The sequence below is a fragment of the Streptomyces kryoterrae genome (genome assembly GCF_054072135.1).
Genome location: NZ_CM133358.1, coordinates 1,394,353 through 1,415,521 on the forward strand (window position 1 = coordinate 1,394,353; position 21,169 = coordinate 1,415,521).

Sequence of the window (21,169 nt, forward strand, 5' to 3'; positions counted from 1 at the left end):
ACACCACGCACACGTTCAACGACGCACCCGGAGAAGCCATGGCCGAGTCCCGCGAGTACGTCCTCCCCGGCACCAGGGGCGCGATCACCGTCCGCGAGTGGCGGCGGCCAACCCACAGCGATTCCGGACGTCCGCTCGACCCACCTCTCTACCTCGCCCTCCTCTCCCACGGGTACGGGGAGCACGTGGGCCGCTACGAGGAACTCGCCGCCGCCGTCGTGGCCCACGGCGCGACCGTCCTCGGCCCCGATCACCAGGGACACGGCCGGTCGGCGGGCGAACGGGCGGTGATCGTGGACTTCGAGGACGTCGTCACCGACCTGCACACCGTCGCCGACCTCGCCCGGTCCGCCCACCCGGGCGTGCCGGTCGTCCTGATCGGCCACTCCACCGGCGGCCTGATCGCGGCCCGCTTCGCACAGCGGTACGGCGACGAACTCGCCGCGCTCGTCCTGTCCGCGCCCGTACTCGGCAGCTGGGACCTCCCGGGGCGGCTGCTCGAACTCGACGAGATCCCCGACCGACCCATCAACCCGGCCGCGCTGTCCCGTGATCCGGCGGTCGGGGCCGCGTACATGGCCGACCCGCTGGTCTGGCACGGCCCGATGAAACGGCCGACGCTGGAGGCGTTCGTACAGACGCTGGAAACCGTGGCGAAGAGCGGTGCCATCGGACCACTGCCGCTGCTGTGGCTGCACGGCGACGACGACCGGCTCGTCCCGCTCGCCGGAAGCCGTGTCGGCATCGAGGAGCTGCGCGGCACCGACTGGACCGAGCGGATCTTTCCGGGCGCCCGGCACGACGTCTTCCTGGAGACGGACAGGGCGGCGGCCTTCGCCGAGCTGACCTCCTTCGTGGACCGGGTGCTCACGCCCCGGGCCGAATGATCACCCTCCCCACAGCACTGATCACCCTCCCCGCCGACCCCCGATCGCTCTCCGCCGCCTCCCGTGGCCGGTTCCGTCACGTTTCCGTCCGTTCGACCTGGGCACCCGCGTTTCCATGGAGTGGTTGCGGCGAGCAGCCTGCACGGGAGAAGACCCCGAACTGTTCTTCCCCGTCAGCACAAAGGGGCCGGCGGTGCGGGACATCGCCGCCGCGAAGCGTGTGTGCGCCCACTGCCCGGTGACCCCGGAGTGCCTGGACTGGGCACTGCGCAGCGGTCAGACCGCGGGTGTGTGGGGCGGCACCTGCGAAGAGGAACGCGCCGCACTGCTCCGTACCGCGAGAGAACGGGTCCGGTAGCGAGAACCCGGGCCGCGAAACGATGAGGAGCACCCATGACTGTCGTGAAGAGCAGCCTGCCCGAGCCGGAGCGCCGGATCACCGGCGACGCCCTGCAGGCGACTCTGGTGGATCTGCTGGCGCTGTCACTGATCGGGAAGCAGGCCCACTGGAACATCGTGGGGCCGAGGTTCCGTTCGATCCACCTGCACCTCGACGAGGTCGTGACTGCGGCCCGCGCGTTCTCCGACACGGTCGCGGAGCGCGCGGCGGCGCTCGGCGTGTCGCCGGACGGCCGCCCGGAAACGGTCGCCTCGGCCTCCGTGTTCCAGGGCCCGAAGGACGGCTGGATCCAGGACACGGACGTCGTGCGGCTCCTCGTCGAGGCGCTGACAACGGCGATCGAACGCCTGCGCGAACGCATTGGTGCCACGGAAGAGGCAGATCCGGTGACCCAGGACCTGCTGATCGGCATCACGGCCGAACTCGAGAAGCAGCGCTGGATGTTCGAGGCGGAGAACGCGACTCGCGGCGCCTGACCCGAGTCTCCGCGCCTCTCCCCCTGGCTCCCCTCCCCTCTTCACCCCAACAGCCACCCCGTCCACGCTCAGGTCGATCGCGTTGACGTAACGGAGCGGCTGCGCAGCAGGAAATCCACAGCGTCCACCACGTCGCCATCGTGGCGCGACGACCCGGCGGGTGTACGGGCCCATGGTCCGGCCAGTACACCCGCCGGGTTTGTCGCGGCAGCAGGGACCTGCGGCCGATGCCCCCCGGGTGCACGGCGTTCCCCCGGATCGGCGCGAGCTCGACATCGAGAGCGCGGACAAGGCCGGTCACACCGGCATTGACGGTCGCCACCTCCGCCTCATCATGCCTTCCCCGTGGGGAAGAGCGCCCGTACCTCCCACCCCTGCGTCTGTCCGATCGGTGGCCCCGCGCGCAGGTCCCCGCCCAAGGCCGTGACGCGCTCCATGAGGCCGACCAGCCCGAAGCCGCCACCGTGTGCGGCGGGCGGGAGCTGGGTGCCGCCCCGGCCGTCGTCGGTCACACCGACCTCCAGTCGGCGGCCGTCGTGGCGGAGCCGGACGGTGACCTCGCCGGCATCGGCCGCGTGCCGCCGTACGTTCGTCAGCGCCTCCTGCACCACCCGGAACGCCGCGGCCTGGACCTCGTGCGGAAGGTCGTCCGGCACTGTGGGGTCACGGTCGAGGGTGACGTGCTGGACCGGACTCGCAAAGCCGTCCGTCAGTTCCGCGATGCCGGCCAGGTCGCCGACGGGTCTGCGGTCGGCGGCGTCAGGGCCGGTGTCCCGCAGCACGCCGACGGTACGGCGCATCGACGCCAGGGCTTCCGTGGCCGCGCGTTCTATGCCCGCGAGGACGGTGTCCAGGTTCTCCGGCTGGGCGGTGGCCATCATCCGGGCCATCTGGGTCTGGACGAGGATGCCGGTGACATGGTGGGCGACGAAGTCGTGCAGGTCGGTGGCGATCGCCACTCGTTCCGCCCGCCGGGTCTCGACGACCGCCACGGTCCGCCGGTAGTCCTGTGAGCGCAGGTACGCGGCCAGACCGCCGACGAGGCCGATCAGGACGAGCGCCACCATCATGAAGGCCATCAGAGTGGACATGTCGTCCTGATAGAAGCGCGCGGGTGTTCCGAGCAGCGCGGCGCCGTTCAGTACCCCGCAGACGACGGCCCAGGGCTGGGGACAGTGCCGTACCGCGATGAACAGCAGACTCAGCAGGACGACTGTCTCGCCCGGGCCGAACGAGACCTGGCTGCCCAGCAGCAGCGAACCCGCCGTGAACAAGAGCGAGGCGACGGCCGGTGCGCCCGTGCGCAGCTGCGGGGTGAGCCAGTCCGGACGCCGCCGGCCGGGCCACAGCAGGGCGGCGAACCCGGGAACCAGGACGACCGCATGTGGCCAGATCGCGTAACCGCTCTCGCTCGCGTCGACCACGTCAAGGATCCCGGCCATGACCAGGAGCGTGACGACGAAAGTCGTGGCGCAGCTGCGGGACGAATCCGATCTCATGCGAATCACCGTATGCGCGGACGGCCGCGGCCGTATCGGCCGAAAGGCCGAGGCCCGGGTCCGTGAAAGCTGGCCGGACGGCCGAGGCGCGCACTCCTGCCCGCGGGACAGAGTGGAGCCACTGCCCACCCCGCCCCACCTTCAGGAGTACGAGATGCATCGCAAAGCCCTCATCAGCGTGATCGGCGGCGCGACAGCCGCGGTCGCGCTGGCCGGCGTCGGAACCCATCTGCTCGCGGGCACCGAGTCGACGAGCTCCTTGGACAAGTACACGACGGTGGCGGTCGACGGCCACAAGGCGCTGGCGGCAGACATCGTCGCGGGTCGCGCCCAGAGCAAGTTCCACCCGCTGCCCTGGGTGGGCACGAAGGTCTCCCGGGTGTCCTGTCCGACCGGACTGAAGGCCGTGGCCGGCGCGAGCATCACGTGCACGGGCCACACCGGCACGGGCAAGGACATAGACATACCGGTGACGGTGGTCGCGGCGACGACCACCTCCGTGACCTGGAAGTTCGAGCGCTGAACAGCAGCGAGGAGACCAAGGAGAACGAGAAGATCATGAGCACCGTCCTGGCCGGTCTCGGCCTCACCAAGAAGTACGGCTCCACCGTCGCACTGCACGGCGTGGACGTGAAGGTCGGCGTCCGCGAGTCTCTGGCGATCATGGGTCCGTCGGGGTCAGGGAAGTCGACCCTCCTGCACACCCTGGCCGGAGTCGTCCGCCCGGACGACGGTGAGGTTCTGCTGCATCGTGAGCGCATCGACAACCTGGGTGAGAACCGGCTGAGCGAACTGCGTCGCAAGCGGTTCGGATTCGTTTTCCAGTTCGGCCAGTTGCTGCCCGAACTGCCCGCCGAGGAGAACATCGCCCTGCCGCTCATGCTGGACGGCATACCCCGTGGCCGGGCCGTCTCCCTCGCCCGCCGCTGGTTCGCCCCGCTCGGCCTCGACGGTCTGGAGAAGCGCCGCCCCGGTCAGCTGTCCGGCGGTCAGGCCCAGCGCGTCGCGATAGCCCGCGCGCTGGTCGTCCAGCCCGACGTGGTCTTCGCCGACGAGCCGACCGGCGCGCTGGACCAGGTCACCAGCGAGGAGGTCGTCCTGTTGCTGACCTCGGTCACCCGTGAACAGGGCGCCTCCCTGGTGATGGTCACGCACGACGCGGACGTCGCCGCCCACTGCGACCGCGTCCTCCAGGTCCGCGACGGCCGGATCACGGGCCACCACCAGTACACCGTCACGCCCTGAGCCTGGGGCCCGCCGCCGCGACGCCCTGCCCGGCAGACGGTCCCACCACGTTGCCCTCCTCCGTCACCACTGCCTCCCGTCCTCCGCCTCCCGCGACCGGCCGCTGCCATCGGCACCGCGACCGCCGACGGCTCCGCCCTCCGACGCTCCCGCGCCTCTCCTCCGTCCCGCCCCTGCTCACCCGCCGTCTCCCGTCCCGCCGCGTTCCGCATCCCCGCGCCTGCCCGAGCACGGCCTTCTCCGCCCCTTCCGAGTACCCCGGAGCCCTCATGTCCTCGCCCGTCCCACAGTTGACGTGGTTCCTCGCACGCCGCTCCGGCCGCCGCGGCCTACACAGCCAGTTGCTGGCGGCCGGCGCCGCGGCCGTCGGTTCGCTGATCCTGCTGGTGCTGACGGCCGCCTTCTTCGGCAGCGGTGCCCGCGCCCACGACACGGCCTGGCGCACCCCGGCCCCCGACCGGCACGGCACCGCCGTACAGACGCTCGGGACGACCTATCTCGGGGACCGCCCGATAACCGTCGTGTCACTGGCCCAGCTGCCCGGCCGCAAGGCGACTCCGGCGCCCCCGGGGCTGACCTCGTTCCCCGGGCCGGGGCAGGTGTACGTCTCGCCCGCCCTGGCCGACCTGCTGCACAGGACACCGGCGAACCAACTCGCCGACCGCTTCCCGAAGGTGTCCTCGTACGGCACCATCGGCGACGCCGGCCTCGCGGCACCCGAAGAGCTGGTGGCCGTCCTAGGGAGGGATGCCTCCGACCCGGCGGTCTCCACCGCAGCCGAACCACTCGGCCTCTTCGGCCAGTTCGGCGGCCAGACCGCACGCTCGGTGGTCTCCGGCTTCGACGGAACCGACGTCAGTGTGTTCACCTCGGCGGACAAGCCCGCAGTGTCGATCGGGGTGGCCATCGTCGCCGTCCCCGTGATCGTGCTCGCCGCAGCCGCCGGACGACTCGGGGCGGCCCGGCGTGAGCAACGGCTCGCCGCGCTGCGGCTGGCGGGAGCGACACCGCGTCAGATCCTCGCGATGACCGGCCTGGAGTCGCTGGTCGTCGGCGCGGCCGGGGCCCTGGCGGGCGCGCTGGCGTACTGTCTGCTGCTGCCCGCGCTCGCGGAGATCCCTTTCGGCATCGGCACCTGGTACATCCGCCGGTTGTGGGTGGGGCTGCCCTGGCTGCTGGCGGTCGTGGTGTTCGTGGCCGGCCTCATCGCACTGAGCGCCATGACGACATTGCGTCAGGTGGCGATCTCTCCCCTCGGCGTGGCCCAGCAGGCGAACCCGCGCCGTACGCGCCTCATCCGCCTGGTCCTCTTCGCCGCGGTCCTGATCTACATCTACGTGACGGCCTCGTCGGGCGACGCGAGCGCCCGTCAGCAACTGGTGATGCTGCTCATGTTCTACGGCGCCTTCTGGCTGCTCGGCCCGTGGGTCGTGGACCGACTCGGGCGGCTCACGGCCCGCTTCGCCCGCCGCCCGGCGACTCTGCTGGCCGCGCGCCGGCTCAGCGACGACCCGCGCGGCTCCTGGCGCACCGTCAGCGGGCTGGTCCTCGCCGGGTTCGTCGCCGGGTTCTTCACCGTGGGCAACGTGAGCATCGACGACTACCGCTTCCCCGGCCAGGTCGCCGTACCCACCACCAGCGCCGCCACGGCCCGCACCGCGACCGCCGAGGCCCGCACGCTGCTCCACGCGGCCGGTGTGAAAGCGACCGTCACCACGAGCGACGGCGACGACGGCATACTGTTCGGTACACCCGGAGCGGTCGTCCACGTCTCCGGCAGCGCCTCACAACTCGACACGGCGGTCACCGCACTGTCGGACCTGGTGCCCGGCCGGCTCCCGTTCACCCAGGCATATGCCAACGCCGAGAACGATGCCTTCACCGGCCGGCTCGGCGAACTCGGCACCGCCGCCCTCGCCGTCAGCTTCCTCGTCGCGACCGCCTCCGCCGGGCTGACCGCCGCCGCGAACGTCCTCGACCGGCGGCGCGTCTACGCCCTGCTGCGGCTGGCCGGCACCCCGTTGAAGCTCCTCGACCGGGCCAGGTTCCGGGAGACGGTCCTCCCGCTGGTCGTCCTCGCCGGCGGCACCACCGCTGCCGGAATCTATGCCGCCTTCCAGGTCAACAAGCTGTTCGGCACCACGATCAGCACCTCCGGCGCGATGACCCTGGCGGTGTGCGTGACCGTGGGCGCGCTGGCCATGTTCGGGGCGATCGGAGCGAGCAGACCCCTGCTGCGGGCGGTTACCGCGGATGCGGCGCAGACGGTGGACTGACAACGAAGTCGACGTCAGGGGCGAGGGGAAGGAGACCGTCGCGACCGGTCCCCGCTCCTTCCCCACGATCCTCTCGGTCCCTATCCCCACTCCGCCACCCTCCCCTCCCACCCCTGAGGCATGATCGAGCCATGACCGCCGCCCCGCCCAGCCCTCCGATCCGTGTTCTCATCGCGGACGACCAGGACATGGTCCGTACCGGCTTCCGCTTCTTCCTGGACGCCCAGCCCGACATCACCGTGGTCGCCGAGGCCTCCGACGGGGAGGAGGCCGTGACGCTGGCCCGCCGTGAGCGTCCTGACGTGTGCCTGCTGGACATCCGGATGCCCAAGCTCGACGGTTTGGAGGCGACCAGGCTGCTGGCCGGTCCCGGTGTCACCGACCCGATGCGGGTCGTCGTGGTCACCACCTTCGACCTCGACGAGTATGTGTACGGGGCACTGCGCGGCGGCGCCTGCGGGTTCCTGCTCAAGGACTCGGGGCCCATCCTCCTCGCGGAGGCGGTACGGGCCGCGGCTGCCGGTGACTCCCTGGTGTCGCCGTCGATCACGGTCCGGCTGCTCCAGCACATCACCGCCCCGCAGGCCACCGCGTCCCGCCCCACGGCTCCGCCCCCGGTCTCCGCGGCGACGCTCAGGGAACCGCTCACCGACCGGGAACTCGATGTGGTCGGGCTGGTCGCCCTGGGCCGCACCAACGCCGAGATCGCCTCCGCGTTGTTCGTCTCCCTCTCCACAGTCAAGACGCACCTGTCGAGCGTGCAGGCGAAGCTGGCCGCCCGGAATCGGGTGGAGATCGCGGCCTGGGCATGGCAGAACGGGCATGCGCGCCCGGAGACGTGAGTGGCGGGTCACCCGGATGTGGCGCGTTCGACGTGGAGAGGCTATGCAGAAACAGGACGAGTTGAAAGTACGATCAGCCAATGTCTGACATGATCGAAACCACGCCCGGCTGGCTGGCACCCGACGAGCTCGAACAGTCTCGCGCACGGATGCCGATCCTGTACGTCGAAGCCGTACCGGTGCGCGTCGACGACAACGGCGAAGTCACCAAGATCGGCCTGCTCCTGCGCATCAGCTCGGACGGCACGGTCAGCCGTGCTCTGGTGTCAGGCCGCGTCCTGCACCACGAGCGCGTGCGCGACGCCCTCCTGCGCAACCTGGAGAAGGACCTCGGCCCGGTGGCGCTGCCTCGGGTCCCGGCCTCCCCACAGCCCTTCACCGTCGCGGAGTACTTCCCGACGCTCGGGGTCACCCCGTTCCACGACCCGCGCCAGCACGCGGTGTCCCTCGCCTACATCGTCCCGGTGGCCGGCGACTGCCGCCCCCGCCAGGACGCCCTGGACCTGGTCTGGTTCAGCCCGGAGGAGGCGTCCTCCCCCGTGGTCCAGAACGAGATGCCTGGCGGCCAGGGAGTCCTCCTCAAGCAGGCCCTCGCCCATGTCGGCTGCCTGTCCTGAACAGCGCCGACAATCAGAACCCGGCAATGACGAAGATGTCCGCAGCATTCCCGCAGGCGCGACCTCGGCGCCCGCACCTCGGCGAGCCCGTAGCGCCCTGGGCGGGCAACTGACGTACGGGCCCTGGCAACCCGGGAGGGCAGGTGGCGTTCCACCGGCCCTCCCGGCGTTTCTGAGGCCTCCGTCGATCCGGCCGGGCCGTTCCCGCCCTCGCTCACGCCTCCCCCGTGCTCCGTGGTCGGCGGGCCCCAAAGGCTGCTCCTACGGCGGACAGGCGCCCTGAGCCCCGGCTCCCGAGGGGTTGTCGCTGGTGCCCGGGCGCCGGGCCGTCCCGGATTCAGGCGATCTCGACGAGCAGGTCGCCGCCCTCCACCTGCTGGATCCTGTTGATGGCCAGCCTCGTCACCTTCCCGGCCCTCGATGCGGTGACCGCGGCTTCCATCTTCATCGCCTCGATGGTGGCCACCGTGGCGCCGGCCGCCACCTCGTCCCCCTCGGCGACGGCGAGGGTCACCACTCCGGCGAACGGCGCGGCGACATGGCCGGAGTTGGCCCGGTCCGCCTTCTCCGTCGCCGGGATGTCGGAGGACACAGCGGTGTCGCGCACCTGGATCGGCCGCAGCTGGCCGTTCAGCGTGGACATCACGGTGCGCATACCGCGCTCGTCGGCCTCACCGACGGCCTCCAGTTCGATGAGCAGCCGTACGCCCGGTTCGAGGTCGACGGCGTACTCCGTCCCGGGACGCAGCCCGTAGAAGAAGTCCTTGCTGGCCAGCACGCTGGTGTCGCCGTAGGTCTGACGGTGTGTCTCGTACTCGCGCGTCGGCCCGGGGAACAGCAGCCTGTTGAGCGTCGCCCGCCGGTCCTTGGCCAGGCCCGTGCGGTCGTCCGCCGTCAGTTCCGCCATGGGCTTGGGCGCGGCACGGCCCTCCAGGGCCTTGGTGCGGAAGGGCTCCGGCCAGCCGCCGGGCGGGTTGCCCAGCTCGCCGCGCAGGAAGCCGATCACGGAGTCGGGGATGTCGAACCTGTTCGGCGTCGCCTCGAAGTCGTCCGGCGAGACGTCGGCGCCGACCAGGTGGAGCGCGAGATCGCCGACCACCTTCGACGAAGGGGTGACCTTCACCAGCCGGCCGAGGATCCGGTCGGCGGCGGCGTACATCGCCTCGATCGCCTCGAAGCGGTCGCCGAGGCCCAGCGCGACCGCCTGGGTGCGCAGGTTGGACAGCTGCCCGCCGGGGATCTCGTGGTGGTAGACGCGCCCGGTAGGCGAGGCGAGGCCCGCCTCGAACGGTGCGTAGATCTTCCGGACGCTCTCCCAGTACGGCTCCAGGTCGCCCACGGCCTTCAGGCTCAGCCCGGTGGGCCGCTCGGAGTAGTCGGTCGCGGCGACGATGCCCGACAGCGACGGCTGCGAGGTGGTGCCCGCCATCGACGCCACCGCACCGTCGACCGCGTCCGCGCCGGCCTGGATCGCGGCGAGGTACGTGGCGAGCTGGCCGCCCGCCGTGTCGTGCGTGTGGAGATGCACCGGCAGGTCGAACTCGCGGCGCAGTGCCGTCACGAGGGTCGCGGCGGCCGGGGCCCTCAGCAGTCCCGCCATGTCCTTGACGGCCAGGATGTGCGCGCCGGCCTCGACGATCTGTTCGGCCAGCCGGAGGTAGTAGTCCAGAGTGTAGAGCCGCTCGGACGGGTCGGACAGGTCGGACGTGTAGCACAGGGCGACCTCGGCGATCGCCGTTCCCGTCTCGCGTACGGCGTCGATGGCGGGCCGCATCTGCCCGACGTCGTTGAGCGCGTCGAAGATCCGGAAGATGTCGATTCCGGTGGCCGCGGCCTCCTGGACGAAGGCGTCGGTCACCTCGGTCGGGTACGGCGTGTAGCCCACGGTGTTACGGCCGCGCAGCAGCATCTGCAGGCAGATGTTCGGCACGGCCTCGCGCAGGGCGGCCAGGCGGTCCCAGGGGTCCTCGGCGAGGAAGCGGAGCGCGACGTCGTAGGTGGCACCGCCCCAGCACTCCAGGGACAGCAGCTCGGGCAGGGTCCGCGCCACCACGGGTGCGATGGCGAGCATGTCCTTGGTACGGACCCGGGTGGCCAGCAGTGACTGATGGGCGTCGCGGAACGTGGTGTCCGTGACGCCGATGGTCGGTGACTCGCGCAGCCACCGGGCGAAGCCCTCCGGGCCGAGTTCGACGAGCCGCTGCCGGGAGCCGGCGGGCGGCTCTGTGCTCGGCAGGGGCGGGATCTTGCCGACCGGGTCGATCAGGGCGGGCCGTTCACCGTGCGGCTTGTTCACCGTGACGTCGGCGAGGTAGGTGAGCAGCTTCGTACCTCGGTCGGCGGAGTGACGTGCCGTGAGCAGATGCGGGCGTCGCTCGATGAACGACGTCGTGACCCGGCCGTTCCGGAAGTCCGGGTCGTCGAGCACGGCCTGCAGGAACGGGATGTTGGTGGCCACGCCGCGGATGCGGAACTCGGCGACGGCACGCCGGGCCCGGCTGATCGCGGTCTCGAAGTCGCGGCCCCGGCAGGTGAGTTTGACCAGCATCGAGTCGAAGTGCGCGCTGATCTCCGTACCGGCGTGGGTGGTGCCGCCGTCCAGCCGGATGCCCGAGCCGCCGGGCGAGCGGTAGGCGCTGATCCTGCCGGTGTCCGGGCGGAAGCCGTTGGCAGGGTCCTCGGTGGTGATACGGCACTGGAGTGCGGCCCCGTGCAGGGTGACGGTCTCCTGGGAGAGCCCCAGGTCGGCGAGTGTCTCGCCGGAGGCGATGCGCAGCTGCGACTGCACGAGGTCGACGTCGGTGACCTCCTCGGTCACCGTGTGCTCGACCTGGATGCGCGGGTTCATCTCGATGAAGACATGGTTGCCGTCACGGTCGAGCAGGAACTCGACGGTGCCCGCGTTGCGGTAGCCGATCTCCCGGGCGAACCGCACGGCGTCGGCGCAGATCCGGTCGCGGAGTGCCGGGTCGAGGTTCGGCGCGGGGGCCAGCTCGATCACCTTCTGGTGGCGCCGCTGCACCGAACAGTCGCGTTCGAAGAGGTGGATGACGTTGCCCTGCCCGTCGGCGAGGATCTGCACCTCGATGTGGCGTGGCTCGACGACCGCCTTCTCCAGGAAGACCGTGGAGTCGCCGAACGCGGAGGCCGCCTCTCGCGCCGCGGCCTCGATGGACTCGCGCAGCTGGGCGGGTTCCTCGACCCGCCGCATGCCGCGCCCGCCACCGCCGGCGACTGCCTTGACGAAGATCGGGAAGCCGATGTCCTCGGCGGCGCGGACGAGTTCGTCCACGTCGGCGGAGGGCGCCGAGGAGGCCAGCACCGGTACGCCGGCGGCGCGGGCGGCGGCCACGGCGCTCGCCTTGTTGCCGGTCAGCTCCAGCGTGTCGGCGCTGGGCCCGACGAAGGTGATGCCGGCTGCCTCGCAGGCGCTCGCCAGATCGGGGTTCTCCGAGAGGAACCCGTAGCCGGGGTACACGGCGTCCGCGCCCGCCTGTCGCGCGGCGCGGATGATCTCCTCCACGGAGAGGTACGCCCGGACGGGGTGTCCCGGCCGGCCGATCTCGTAGGCCTCGTCGGCCTTCAACCGATGCAGTGAATTGCGGTCCTCGTGCGGGAAGACGGCCACGGTCCTCGCGCCCAGCTCATAGCTGGCGCGGAACGCGCGAATCGCGATCTCACCTCGGTTGGCGACCAGCACCTTGCGGAACATCCTGGATCCCTTCAGCCTGCCGGTGACGCGCCCCATGGTGTCGGCCCAGCCCGGCGCGCGCCATGTGAGCCGGGCCACTCATACCCGTCGGGACCGCGTTCAGTGGAGATCGGCCCGGGCAGGGGTGTCGTCCAGGAAGCCGCCCGACTGGTGCTGCCAGAGCTTCGCATAGGCACCCTCCGTCGCGAGCAGCTCCTGGTGCGTGCCCTGCTCGACGATCCGGCCGCGGTCGAGGACGACGAGTCGGTCCATGGTGGCGACCGTACTCAGCCGGTGCGCCACCACCAGCGCCGTGCGGCCTTCCATGAGCCGCCACAGCGCCTCCTGGACGAGGATCTCGCTCTCGGAGTCCAGAGCACTGGTGGCCTCGTCCAGCAGCAGGATCGGCGCGTCGCGCAGGATCGCCCGGGCCAGGGCGACCCGCTGGCGCTGACCGCCGGACAGCTTGACTCCGCGCTCGCCCACCATGGTGTCGAAGCCGTCCGGCAGCGCGTCGGCGAACTCCGTGACGTGTGCCGCCTCGGCCGCGCGGCGGATCTCGGCGTCGGTGGCGTCCGGCCGGGCGAACGCGATGTTGTCCCGCAGCGTGCGGTGGAACATCGCCGGGTCCTGCGGCACGTAGGCGATCAGTCCGCGCAGGTCCGTCTGGCGCAGCCGGCTGATGTCCTGGCCCCCGATCATGATCCGGCCGGCGTCGATGTCCGTCATCCGCAGCAGCAGCCGGCTGAGGGTGGTCTTGCCTCCGCCGGAACGGCCGACGAGGCCGATCTTCGCCCCGCTGGGCACCGCCAGGTCGAGTCCCTCGAAGAGCGGCTCGGCGCCCGCGTGGGCGAAGGTCACGTTCTCGAAGCGGACGTCGGCGGCCCGGGACCCAAGGGCCTCCGGCGCGGCCGGGTCGAGCACGGTCGGCGACGTCAGCAGCAGTTCGGTGAACTGCGCGGCCTCCGTCATCGAGCTCTCCAGCCGGCGGTAGATCTGGTTGAACTCGAACATGATCCGGGTGGCGTTCGAGTAGTACGTGAAGGCGACCACGACCGTCTCCACGCCGTGCCCGCCCCCGGCGAGCGTGATCGCGAGCAGCAGGCCCAGGGCGTTGGTCAGTACGGACAGCGGCGCGACCAGCGTGTCGATGCGCAGGTTGCCGTAGTCCCACGACCGCAGCGTGAGCCGTCTCGACGCCGCGACCCGGGAGCGGTGCTCGGCGGCCTCACGTTCCTCGGCGGCGAACGCCCGGACCGTGTCCATGTTCATCAGGCTGTCGGCGACATGGCCCGACACCCGGGCGATCGCCTCCTCGCGCTTGGCGACGAGCGCCTGGCGGCGCCGGATGAGGGGCACCACGCACAGCGCCGTCAGGGCGAGCATCGCCAACAGGCCGACCACAAGCAGCGGTTCGTAGCGCCACAGGACCACCGAACCGAACACGAGTGGCACCAGACTGCCCACGACCTGGAAGGTCAGCGTGTCGACGAACTCCTCGAACCGGGAGGCGAAGCTCAGGACGCGCTTGGTCAGGGATCCGGCGAAGTTGTCGTGGAAGAACGCGGCGTCCTTCGCGAACAGCTCGTCCATGCCGATCACGTACAGGTGCTCGATACCCCGGGCGTCGACGCGGTTCAGGCAGTGCAGGCCCAGGCGCCACAGCACCTCCGAGAGCAGCATGACGCCAGCGAAGGCGAGGACGTAGGGCATGGCCGAGCCGGCGGTGATGCCGTCGTCGTCGGCGATCCGGCCGACGAGTTTCGCGACGACCAGCGGCGCGATGTAGGAGAGGCCGATGTTTCCGAGCGCCGGCAGCAGCATCGCGGGGAGCGTCAGCCGCCTGAGGCGGGCCAACTCCCGTCCGTAATAGCGAAGTGCGAGGATTACCGGCCCTTTGCCCGGTGAGACCTCGCGAGATTCAGGCGATCCCATTCCCACCCTGTGTCGTCGTAGGGCGGCCCGCCACACGCTGTCGCCGGAGTCGTCCCGGCAGACGGGCACAACGACGGAGCCCCCGCGAAGTTCGCGGCGGCGTCGAAGTGCGAGTACGGGCAGGCCAGAACACCCAGTGTCCCGCGTCGGCGCCCACCCGGTCCAAGCGTTTTTCTCGGCCAACGGCGGGCCCGAACGCGCGTGCGAGCCCGGTCCGGAAAGGCGCGTTTATCCTTCCACCGTGGCTGACACCGAAACCGAAACCGATACCGAGAGCAAGGCGATGCGGCTTCCCGACATGCCGCTGCACGATCCGTTCGTCGTCGCCGACGAGAAGACCCGCACCTACTACCTCTACACGTCCAACGACCCGTCCGTATCGGGCGTGGACGGCACCGGCACGATGGTCTACCGCAGCCACGACCTGCGCGACTGGACGCCGCCCGTGGTGGTCTTCCTGGCTGCCGGGCAGAAGGGGATCTGGGCGACCGACGGCGGCTGGGCGCCGGAGGTCCACGCATGGGACGGCAGGTACTACCTCTTCACCACCCTGCACAACGAGGACAGGCCGCTTCCGGTGCCTCCGCCCAACCAGTGGGGTACGCCGTTCCAGATTCCCGCCTACATGCGCGGCACGATCACTGCCGTCTCCTCCTCACTGCTGGGCCCGTTCACCGTCGTCGACCCCGCACGCCCCACCCCGCCCGCGAACCTCATGACCCTCGACGGCACGCTCTACGTCGACCCGTCCGGACAGCCGTGGATGGTGTACGCGCACGAGTGGCTGCAGACCATCGACGGAACCATGGAAGCGATCCGACTGGCCCCGGACCTGTCCCGGACGATCGGGGATCCGGTGTTCCTGTTCAAGGCCTCGGACGCGTCCTGGCTCACCGAGGAGATCCCCGCCGGCCTGCCGAACCAGCTCCCGCCGTACATCACCGACGGGCCGCAGCTCCACCGCACGCCTGACGGGTCACTGCTCATGCTGTGGTCGACCTACGAGAAGAACGTGGCCGGCCGGGACGGGAACATCAGCGGCGGCTATGTGCAGACGTACGCCACCTCGGAGTCCGGCACCATCACCGGGCCGTGGCGGCAGCACCGGCCGCTGGTCCGCGACGACAGCGGTCACGGCATGCTCTTCCGCACGTTCGACGGCCTGCTGATGATGGTGCTCCACCGCCCCTTCGAGAACGCGCGGGGCAAGCTGTACGAGATGGAGTTCGCCGGCGACGAGCTGCGGGTGCTCCGGCGGCGCGCCGACCTCGACGGCGGTGGCTGACGCCGCGGTGCGCAAACGTCGGAGGCCGTTCTCCCATTTCTGGGAGAACGGCCTCCGACCTCCGACTTCGTAAAGTCGGGACGACAGGATTTGAACCTGCGACCCCTTGACCCCCAGTCAAGTGCGCTACCAAGCTGCGCCACGTCCCGATACGGTCTGACCTGGGGTTTCCCCTGGCCTGAACACGCATGGAAACAATACCGCACTCGGGTCGATGGTCGCGCACTCCTTTTGTTCGCACACCCGGCCCTTGACCTCAAGTTTGATTGAGGTCGCACGATCGTCCCCATGACAGCCACAGCCACGCACATCGACACGCGCCACACACACGAGTACGCCGAGCTGACCGGGCTCATGGGGCTGATGACCGGCGACGAGAAGCACGGGCCGGCGGCGACCTCCACGCTGGACGTGCTCTGGGTCCTCTACGACCGGGTTCTGCGCATCGGCCCGGACCGGATGACGGATCCCGGGCGGGACCGGTTCCTGTTGTCCAAGGGGCACGGGCCCATGGCGTACTACGCGGTACTCGCCGCCAAGGGCTTCCTGCCCGTGGACTGGCTGCCGGGCTTCGGCGCGTACGACTCGCCACTGGGCCACCACCCCGACCGGGTGCTGGTGCCGGGGGCCGAGATCGGCAGCGGCTCGCTCGGGCACGGTCTGCCGATCGCCGTGGGTTCGGCGCTGGGGCTGCGCGCCCAGCGGCTCGACGGGCCCGCGGTGTGGGTGCTGATCGGCGACGCCGAACTGGACGAGGGCAGCAACCACGAGGCGATCGCCTTCGCCGGTCCCGCCGGTCTCGAACGCCTGCACACCGTCGTCGTCGACAACTCGTCCGCCGGCCATGCCCGGCCCGGTGGCATCGCCGCCCGCTTCGAGGCAGCGGGCTGGTCCACGGCAACGGTCGACGGCCGTGACCACGAGGCCCTGTACGCCGCCTTCACCACGCCGCATCCCGGCCGCCCGCACGCGGTCGTGGCACGGGTCGAACCGAAGTCCGAGTGACCCCGCACGTCCGACCTGTCCGACCCGTCCCCCCGCCCCACTTCACCGACCCGAAGGGATCCACCCCCCATGGACACCATGCGTGACCGCTTCGCCCCCGTCCTGACCAGGCTGCTCGACGAGGACCCACGCGTCGCCGTCGTCCTCGCCGAGATCGGCGCCGACGCGTTCGCTCGGGCACGGGCCCGGCATCCCGACCGGGTGATCAACGTGGGCATCCGTGAGCAGCTCCTCGTCGGCGCGGGCGCCGGCCTGGCGCTCACCGGTATGCGTCCCGTCGTGCACACGTTCGCGAGTTTCCTCGTGGAGCGCCCCTTCGAGCAGGTCAAGCTCGACCTCGGCCACCAGGACGTCGGCGCCGTACTCGTGAGCGCCGCCGCCTCCTTCGACTGGCCTGCGGGCGGCTACACGCACATGGCACCCGGTGACGTGGCCCTCCTCGACACCCTGGACGGCTGGACCGTCCATGTACCGGGGCACCCCGACGAGGCCGAGACGCTGCTGCGGCACGCGGTCGCCGCGGGCGACGACAAGGTGTACGTACGGCTGTCGGCGCAGTCCAACGCGGAAGGGCTCGCGGTCGACGGCGAACGGTTCCTCACCGTCCGCGAGGGCCGCTCCGGGGTCGTGATCGCCGTCGGGCCGATGCTCGACGCGGTGCTCGCCGCCACGGAAGGGCTCGACGTCACCGTCCTGTACGCGACGACCGTACGACCTTTCGACACGGTTGCGCTGCGCCGGGCCACGGAGGCGGCGGGCACCGATGTCGTCCTCGTCGAGCCGTACCTCGCGGGCACGACGACAGCCGTCGTGAACGACGCGCTCTCCGACGTGCCCCACCGGGTGCTGGGCCTCGGCGTGGGCCGCCGCGAACTCCGCCGTTACGGGGACGTCGAGGATCATGTGGCCGCGCACGGGCTCGACGCACAGGCGCTCCGGCAGCGGATCCTGGGGTTCGTGGCCTGAGCTCGCCTCCCTGGTTCAGCCGGCGTCCGGCGCTCCCAGCTCCGGGTAGGCGTCCAGCAGGCGGGGCGGGGCCGCCTGACGCCAGGAATCGGTGAGGATGTCACGCAGTTCGCCCTCGTCCTCCAGTGCGGCGAGGCGCACTCTGACCCAGGCGAAGCCCGCCTCGTGGTCGGCGATCCAGAACTTCTCGGGCTCGGCCATGACCAGTTCGTCGCGCTCCTCCTTCGGACAGCGCACGGCGATGGAGGTCTCGTTCTCGGGCAGCGTGGCGAACATCTTGCCCGCGACCCGGAACGTGGGCATGCTCCAGGCGATCTTCTCCGTCGTGTCCGGCAGGGAGAGGGAGATACGGCGTACGTCTTCGGCTTCCGGCATGCAACGCACCGTAGCCAATGCCACTGACAATCACCCGCGGTCGCCCAGCAACAGTGCCCACTCCTCGCGCCAGGACGCCCGTCTACACCTCCGCGGCGGTGCCGAGCGCCTCCAGCACCGGGCGGATCAGGGGGTGTTCCTCCGTCCCCCTGCGTACGGCCGCGAAGACCCTCCGGGTGGGCGCCACTCCGTCGACCGGGCGCACGACCACTCCCGTCAGCTCCATGCCGCGCAGCGCCGAACGCGGTACGAGGGCCACGCCGGCGTCGGCCGAGGCCAGGGCCACGACCGCCCGGAAGTCGTCGGAGGAGTGTTCGAGGCGGGGCCGGAATCCGGCGTTCTCGCAGGCCAGGACGACCACTTCATGACAGGGGTTGCCCGGGTACGGCCCGATCCACGCGTCCTTGGCCAGTTCGGCGAGCGGCACCTCATGGGCGTCGGCGAGACGGTGGGTGACCGGGACGACCGCGTCGAAGGGCTCGGCGTAGAGGGGGACGTGGGTGAGGCGCGGGTCGTCGGCGGGCGGCGCTCCGCGGTACTCGACGGCCACCGCGACGTCGACCTGCCGGTCGAGCACCATCGGCAGGCTGGCGTCGCCCTCGGCGTCCTGGACGCGGACCCGGATACCGGGGGCGGTTTCGGCGAGGCGGGCCAGGGCGGGGGCGACGACCAGTGCGATGCCGGTCGCGAAGGCGGCGACGGTGACCGTGCCGGCGGCGCCCGAGTCGTACGCGGCCAACTCAGCCTCGGCCCGCTCCAGTTGGGCGAGGACCAGGTTGGTGTGGGCGAGCAGGATCTCGCCGGCCGGGGTCAGCCGTACCCCCTTGGCGCCGCGCTCGACGAGCCGGCGGCCGGTCTCCTGCTCCAGGGCCGTGAGCTGCTGGGAGACGGCCGAGGGAGTGAGATACAGCGCGGCGGCAGCCGCTGTCACCGTCCGGTGGTCGGCCACCGCACGCAGGATGTGGAGCCGCCGCGCTTCGATCATGCGATCGATTATCCAGTACGTCCGGCACAGTGTGTCCGGAGCGGTATGCCCGGGAAGGTATCCCGGGGGCCGTCCGGTCAGCCCTCCAGCTCCGCCCGGGCCGCGACGAAGGCGTCGACCGCACGGTTCACGTCCTCGGTGGAGTGTGCCGCCGACAGCTGGACACGGATCCGGGCCTTCCCCTGCGGGACGACCGGGTACGAGAAGCCGATCACGTACACGCCGCGCTCCAGCAGCAGCTCGGCCAGCCGGCCGGCCTTCGTGGCGTCACCGATCATCACGGGCGCGATGGCGTGGTCGCCGGGAAGGATGACGAAGCCCTCCTCGGCCATCCGGCGGCGGAACAAGCCGGTGTTCCCGGCGAGCCGCGTCCGCAGGTCGTCCGCCGACTCCAGCAGGTCGAGCACCTTCAGCGAGGCGGCGGCGATCACCGGGGCAAGCGTGTTCGAGAACAGGTACGGCCGTGAGCGCTGACGCAGGAGTGCCACGATCTCGGCGCGCGCGGCCACGTAGCCCCCGGACGCACCGCCCAGCGCCTTGCCCAGCGTGCCGGTGACGATGTCGACGCGGTCGATGACGCCGTGCAGCTCGGGAGTGCCCCGGCCGCCGGAACCGACGAATCCGACGGCGTGCGAGTCGTCGACCATGACCATGGCGTCGTGGCGGTCGGCGAGGTCGCAGATCTCGCGCAGGGGGGCCACGTAGCCGTCCATGGAGAACACGCCGTCGGTGACGATCAGTTTCCGGCGCGCGCCGCCCTCCGTGGCCTCCTTCAGCTGCCGTTCCAGGTCGGCCATGTCACGGTTGGCGTACCGGAAGCGGCGGGCCTTGGACAGCCGGATCCCGTCGATGATCGAGGCGTGGTTGAGGGCGTCGGAGATCACCGCGTCCTCGGCGTCGAGGAGGGTCTCGAAGACACCGCCGTTGGCGTCGAAGCAGGAGGAGTAGAGGATCGTGTCCTCCTGCCCGAGGAACGCCGACAGCCGGGCCTCCAGCTCCTTGTGCACCTCCTGCGTACCGCAGATGAAGCGGACGGAGGCCATGCCGTAGCCCCAGCGGTCGAGTGCCTCGTGGGCGGCGGCGACGACCTCGGGGTGGTCGGCGAGGCCGAGGTAGTTGTTGGCGCAGAAGTTGAGGACCTCGCCGGGGCGCCCGCCCGCGGTGACGGAGACCGTCGCGGACTGCGGGCTGCCGATGACGCGCTCGGGCTTGTGCAGACCGGCGGCGCGGATCTCGTCGAGGGTGGCGCGCAGGTCGTCACGCACGGAGTCGAACATGAGGAAGCTCCTGTGGATATGAGGGGGGTTACGTGTTCCAGTCGAGGATGACCTTGCCGCCCCGGCCGCTGGCCGCGTCCGCGAACGCGGCCTCGTGGTCGCGGTGGTCGTAGCGGCCGGTGATGACCGGGGAGAGGTCGAGGCCGCCCTCCAGCAGCACCGACATCGCGTACCAGGTCTCGAACATCTCACGGCCGTAGATCCCCTTGATCGTGATCATCGAGGTGACGATCCGGGACCAGTCGACCGCGAACTCCTCGGCGGGCAGACCGAGCATGGCGATGCGTCCGCCGTGCGTCATGTTGGCGATCATGTCCCGCAGCGCCTCGGGGCGACCGGACATCTCCAGGCCGATGTCGAAGCCCTCACGCAGACCCAGGGTGCGCTGGCCGTCGGCGATGGTCGCGCCGGAGACGTTCAGCGCCAGGCTCGCGCCGATCTTGCGGGCCAGTTCGAGCCGTTCCTCGCTGACGTCGGTGACGACCACGTTCCGCGCCCCCGCGTGCCGGGCCACCGCCGCCGCCATCAGCCCGATCGGGCCGGCCCCGGTGATCAGGACGTCCTCGCCCACCAGCGGGAAGGACAGGGCGGTGTGCACGGCGTTGCCGAACGGGTCGAAGATCGCCGCCACGTCGAGGTCGACGGGCACACGGTGCACCCACACGTTGACGGCGGGCAGCACCACGTACTCGGCGAAGGCACCGTCCCGGCCGACGCCGAGCCCCACTGTGGCCCGGCAGAGGTGGCGGCGCCCGGCGAGGCAGTTGCGGCACCGGCCGCACACCAGGTGCCCCTCGCCGCTCACCCGGTCGCCGGCCCCGATGTCGGAGACATCGCGTCCGGTTTCGACGACCTCGCCGACGAACTCGTGCCCGACCACCAGCGGCGTACGGATCGCCTGCCGCGCCCAGCCGTCCCAGGCCCGGATGTGCAGGTCGGTGCCGCAGATCCCGGTTCTGAGCACCTTGATCAGCACGTCACCGGGGCCGACCGCCGGTTCCGGTACGTCCGCGAGCCACAGTCCGGGCTCCGCCTTCTTCTTGACCAGCGCCTTCAACGCAACGCTCCTGTGGGTAGGACCCCGGGGCAGGGCACGCCGAAGGAGCCCGTGGCGGGGAGAATGGTGACGTCGACGGCAGGACCGACGAGAACCCGGACCTGAGAACGCGTACCTGAGAACGCGAGAACGCGAGTCGAAATCTGCCGTACGGCGGCTCCCAGGTCCATCAAGGATTTCTTAAGCGGCGCCGCAGCTCTCCTTCACGCCGGACGACGACTGGCATATCCCCATTGGCCGGAAGAGCGACAACAGCGGCACACCTGTTGATCCGACCGGAACGATCAGCCGTATCCCTTCTGAGGAACCGCGCGAACCGACAACGGAACCGACAGCCGCGCCCCGCCGGGG

At 70.8% G+C, this 21,169-nt stretch carries 18 protein-coding genes and 1 tRNA gene; 11 read left to right on the forward strand and 8 right to left on the reverse strand.

Annotated features, from left to right (window positions below):
* Window positions 1–38 precede the first annotated feature (38 nt).
* The 3 genes from ACW4TU_RS05695 to ACW4TU_RS05705 all read left to right on the forward strand — a co-directional run bounded on the left by ACW4TU_RS05695 (window position 39) and on the right by ACW4TU_RS05705 (window position 1,763).
* Window positions 39–887, forward strand: a complete 849-nt coding sequence (locus tag ACW4TU_RS05695; RefSeq protein ID WP_457425236.1) for an alpha/beta hydrolase — start codon at window positions 39–41, stop codon at window positions 885–887.
* 115 nt (window positions 888–1,002) lie between these two features.
* Window positions 1,003–1,245: a WhiB family transcriptional regulator gene (locus tag ACW4TU_RS05700; protein WP_457425238.1), complete on the forward strand. Its 243-nt coding sequence runs from the start codon at window positions 1,003–1,005 to the stop codon at window positions 1,243–1,245.
* Between the two features lie 35 nt (window positions 1,246–1,280).
* Window positions 1,281–1,763 (forward strand): Dps family protein, encoded by a 483-nt coding sequence (locus ACW4TU_RS05705; protein WP_457425240.1) that lies wholly within the window; start codon window positions 1,281–1,283, stop codon window positions 1,761–1,763.
* 332 nt (window positions 1,764–2,095) lie between these two features.
* Here ACW4TU_RS05705 and ACW4TU_RS05710 read toward each other — a convergent pair whose 3' ends face one another.
* Window positions 2,096–3,262: a sensor histidine kinase gene (locus ACW4TU_RS05710; protein WP_457425242.1), complete on the reverse strand. Its 1,167-nt coding sequence runs from the start codon at window positions 3,260–3,262 to the stop codon at window positions 2,096–2,098.
* A gap of 154 nt (window positions 3,263–3,416) precedes the next feature.
* Here ACW4TU_RS05710 and ACW4TU_RS05715 point away from each other — a divergent pair, with 154 nt between their 5' ends.
* From ACW4TU_RS05715 to ACW4TU_RS05735, 5 genes are all read left to right on the forward strand, one after another.
* A complete protein-coding gene (locus ACW4TU_RS05715; RefSeq protein ID WP_457425244.1) occupies window positions 3,417–3,785 on the forward strand; it encodes a DUF4333 domain-containing protein in 369 nt (122 codons plus the stop codon).
* Window positions 3,786–3,820: 35 nt separating this feature from the next.
* A complete protein-coding gene (locus ACW4TU_RS05720) occupies window positions 3,821–4,507 on the forward strand; it encodes an ABC transporter ATP-binding protein (protein WP_457425246.1) in 687 nt (228 codons plus the stop codon).
* Between the two features lie 269 nt (window positions 4,508–4,776).
* On the forward strand, window positions 4,777–6,783 hold the full coding sequence (locus tag ACW4TU_RS05725; protein ID WP_457425248.1) for an FtsX-like permease family protein: 2,007 nt from the start codon (window positions 4,777–4,779) through the stop codon (window positions 6,781–6,783).
* 131 nt (window positions 6,784–6,914) lie between these two features.
* Complete coding sequence (locus ACW4TU_RS05730; protein WP_457425251.1) at window positions 6,915–7,625, forward strand: response regulator; 711 nt, start codon at window positions 6,915–6,917, stop codon at window positions 7,623–7,625.
* Window positions 7,626–7,714: 89 nt separating this feature from the next.
* A complete protein-coding gene (locus ACW4TU_RS05735) occupies window positions 7,715–8,242 on the forward strand; it encodes an NUDIX hydrolase family protein (RefSeq protein WP_189146100.1) in 528 nt (175 codons plus the stop codon).
* 337 nt (window positions 8,243–8,579) lie between these two features.
* Here ACW4TU_RS05735 and ACW4TU_RS05740 read toward each other — a convergent pair whose 3' ends face one another.
* Both ACW4TU_RS05740 and ACW4TU_RS05745 read right to left on the reverse strand, forming a co-directional pair.
* Complete coding sequence (locus ACW4TU_RS05740) at window positions 8,580–11,954, reverse strand: pyruvate carboxylase (RefSeq protein ID WP_457425253.1); 3,375 nt, start codon at window positions 11,952–11,954, stop codon at window positions 8,580–8,582.
* A gap of 99 nt (window positions 11,955–12,053) precedes the next feature.
* Window positions 12,054–13,868 (reverse strand): ABC transporter ATP-binding protein, encoded by a 1,815-nt coding sequence (locus ACW4TU_RS05745; protein ID WP_457425255.1) that lies wholly within the window; start codon window positions 13,866–13,868, stop codon window positions 12,054–12,056.
* A gap of 283 nt (window positions 13,869–14,151) precedes the next feature.
* Here ACW4TU_RS05745 and ACW4TU_RS05750 point away from each other — a divergent pair, with 283 nt between their 5' ends.
* Window positions 14,152–15,153: a glycoside hydrolase family 43 protein gene (locus ACW4TU_RS05750; protein WP_457430729.1), complete on the forward strand. Its 1,002-nt coding sequence runs from the start codon at window positions 14,152–14,154 to the stop codon at window positions 15,151–15,153.
* A gap of 75 nt (window positions 15,154–15,228) precedes the next feature.
* Here the strand turns inward: ACW4TU_RS05750 and ACW4TU_RS05755 are convergent.
* Window positions 15,229–15,302: transfer RNA gene (locus tag ACW4TU_RS05755), tRNA-Pro, on the reverse strand.
* 139 nt (window positions 15,303–15,441) lie between these two features.
* On the opposite strand from ACW4TU_RS05755, the gene ACW4TU_RS05760 reads away from it, so the two are divergent.
* Both ACW4TU_RS05760 and ACW4TU_RS05765 read left to right on the forward strand, forming a co-directional pair.
* Window positions 15,442–16,158, forward strand: a complete 717-nt coding sequence (locus tag ACW4TU_RS05760; RefSeq protein ID WP_457425257.1) for a transketolase — start codon at window positions 15,442–15,444, stop codon at window positions 16,156–16,158.
* A 69-nt stretch (window positions 16,159–16,227) separates the two neighbouring features.
* Entirely contained in the window at window positions 16,228–17,124 is an 897-nt protein-coding gene (locus ACW4TU_RS05765) for a transketolase family protein (protein WP_457425259.1), read from the forward strand.
* A gap of 15 nt (window positions 17,125–17,139) precedes the next feature.
* On the opposite strand, the gene ACW4TU_RS05770 is transcribed toward ACW4TU_RS05765, so the two are convergent.
* The 4 genes from ACW4TU_RS05770 to tdh form a co-directional block, all read right to left on the reverse strand.
* Complete coding sequence (locus ACW4TU_RS05770) at window positions 17,140–17,499, reverse strand: MmcQ/YjbR family DNA-binding protein (RefSeq protein ID WP_457425261.1); 360 nt, start codon at window positions 17,497–17,499, stop codon at window positions 17,140–17,142.
* 82 nt (window positions 17,500–17,581) lie between these two features.
* A complete protein-coding gene (locus ACW4TU_RS05775; RefSeq protein WP_457425263.1) occupies window positions 17,582–18,484 on the reverse strand; it encodes a LysR family transcriptional regulator in 903 nt (300 codons plus the stop codon).
* A gap of 77 nt (window positions 18,485–18,561) precedes the next feature.
* A complete protein-coding gene (locus ACW4TU_RS05780) occupies window positions 18,562–19,761 on the reverse strand; it encodes a glycine C-acetyltransferase (RefSeq protein ID WP_457425265.1) in 1,200 nt (399 codons plus the stop codon).
* Between the two features lie 28 nt (window positions 19,762–19,789).
* A complete protein-coding gene (gene tdh, locus ACW4TU_RS05785) occupies window positions 19,790–20,818 on the reverse strand; it encodes an L-threonine 3-dehydrogenase (protein ID WP_457425267.1) in 1,029 nt (342 codons plus the stop codon).
* Window positions 20,819–21,169: the final 351 nt, after the last annotated feature.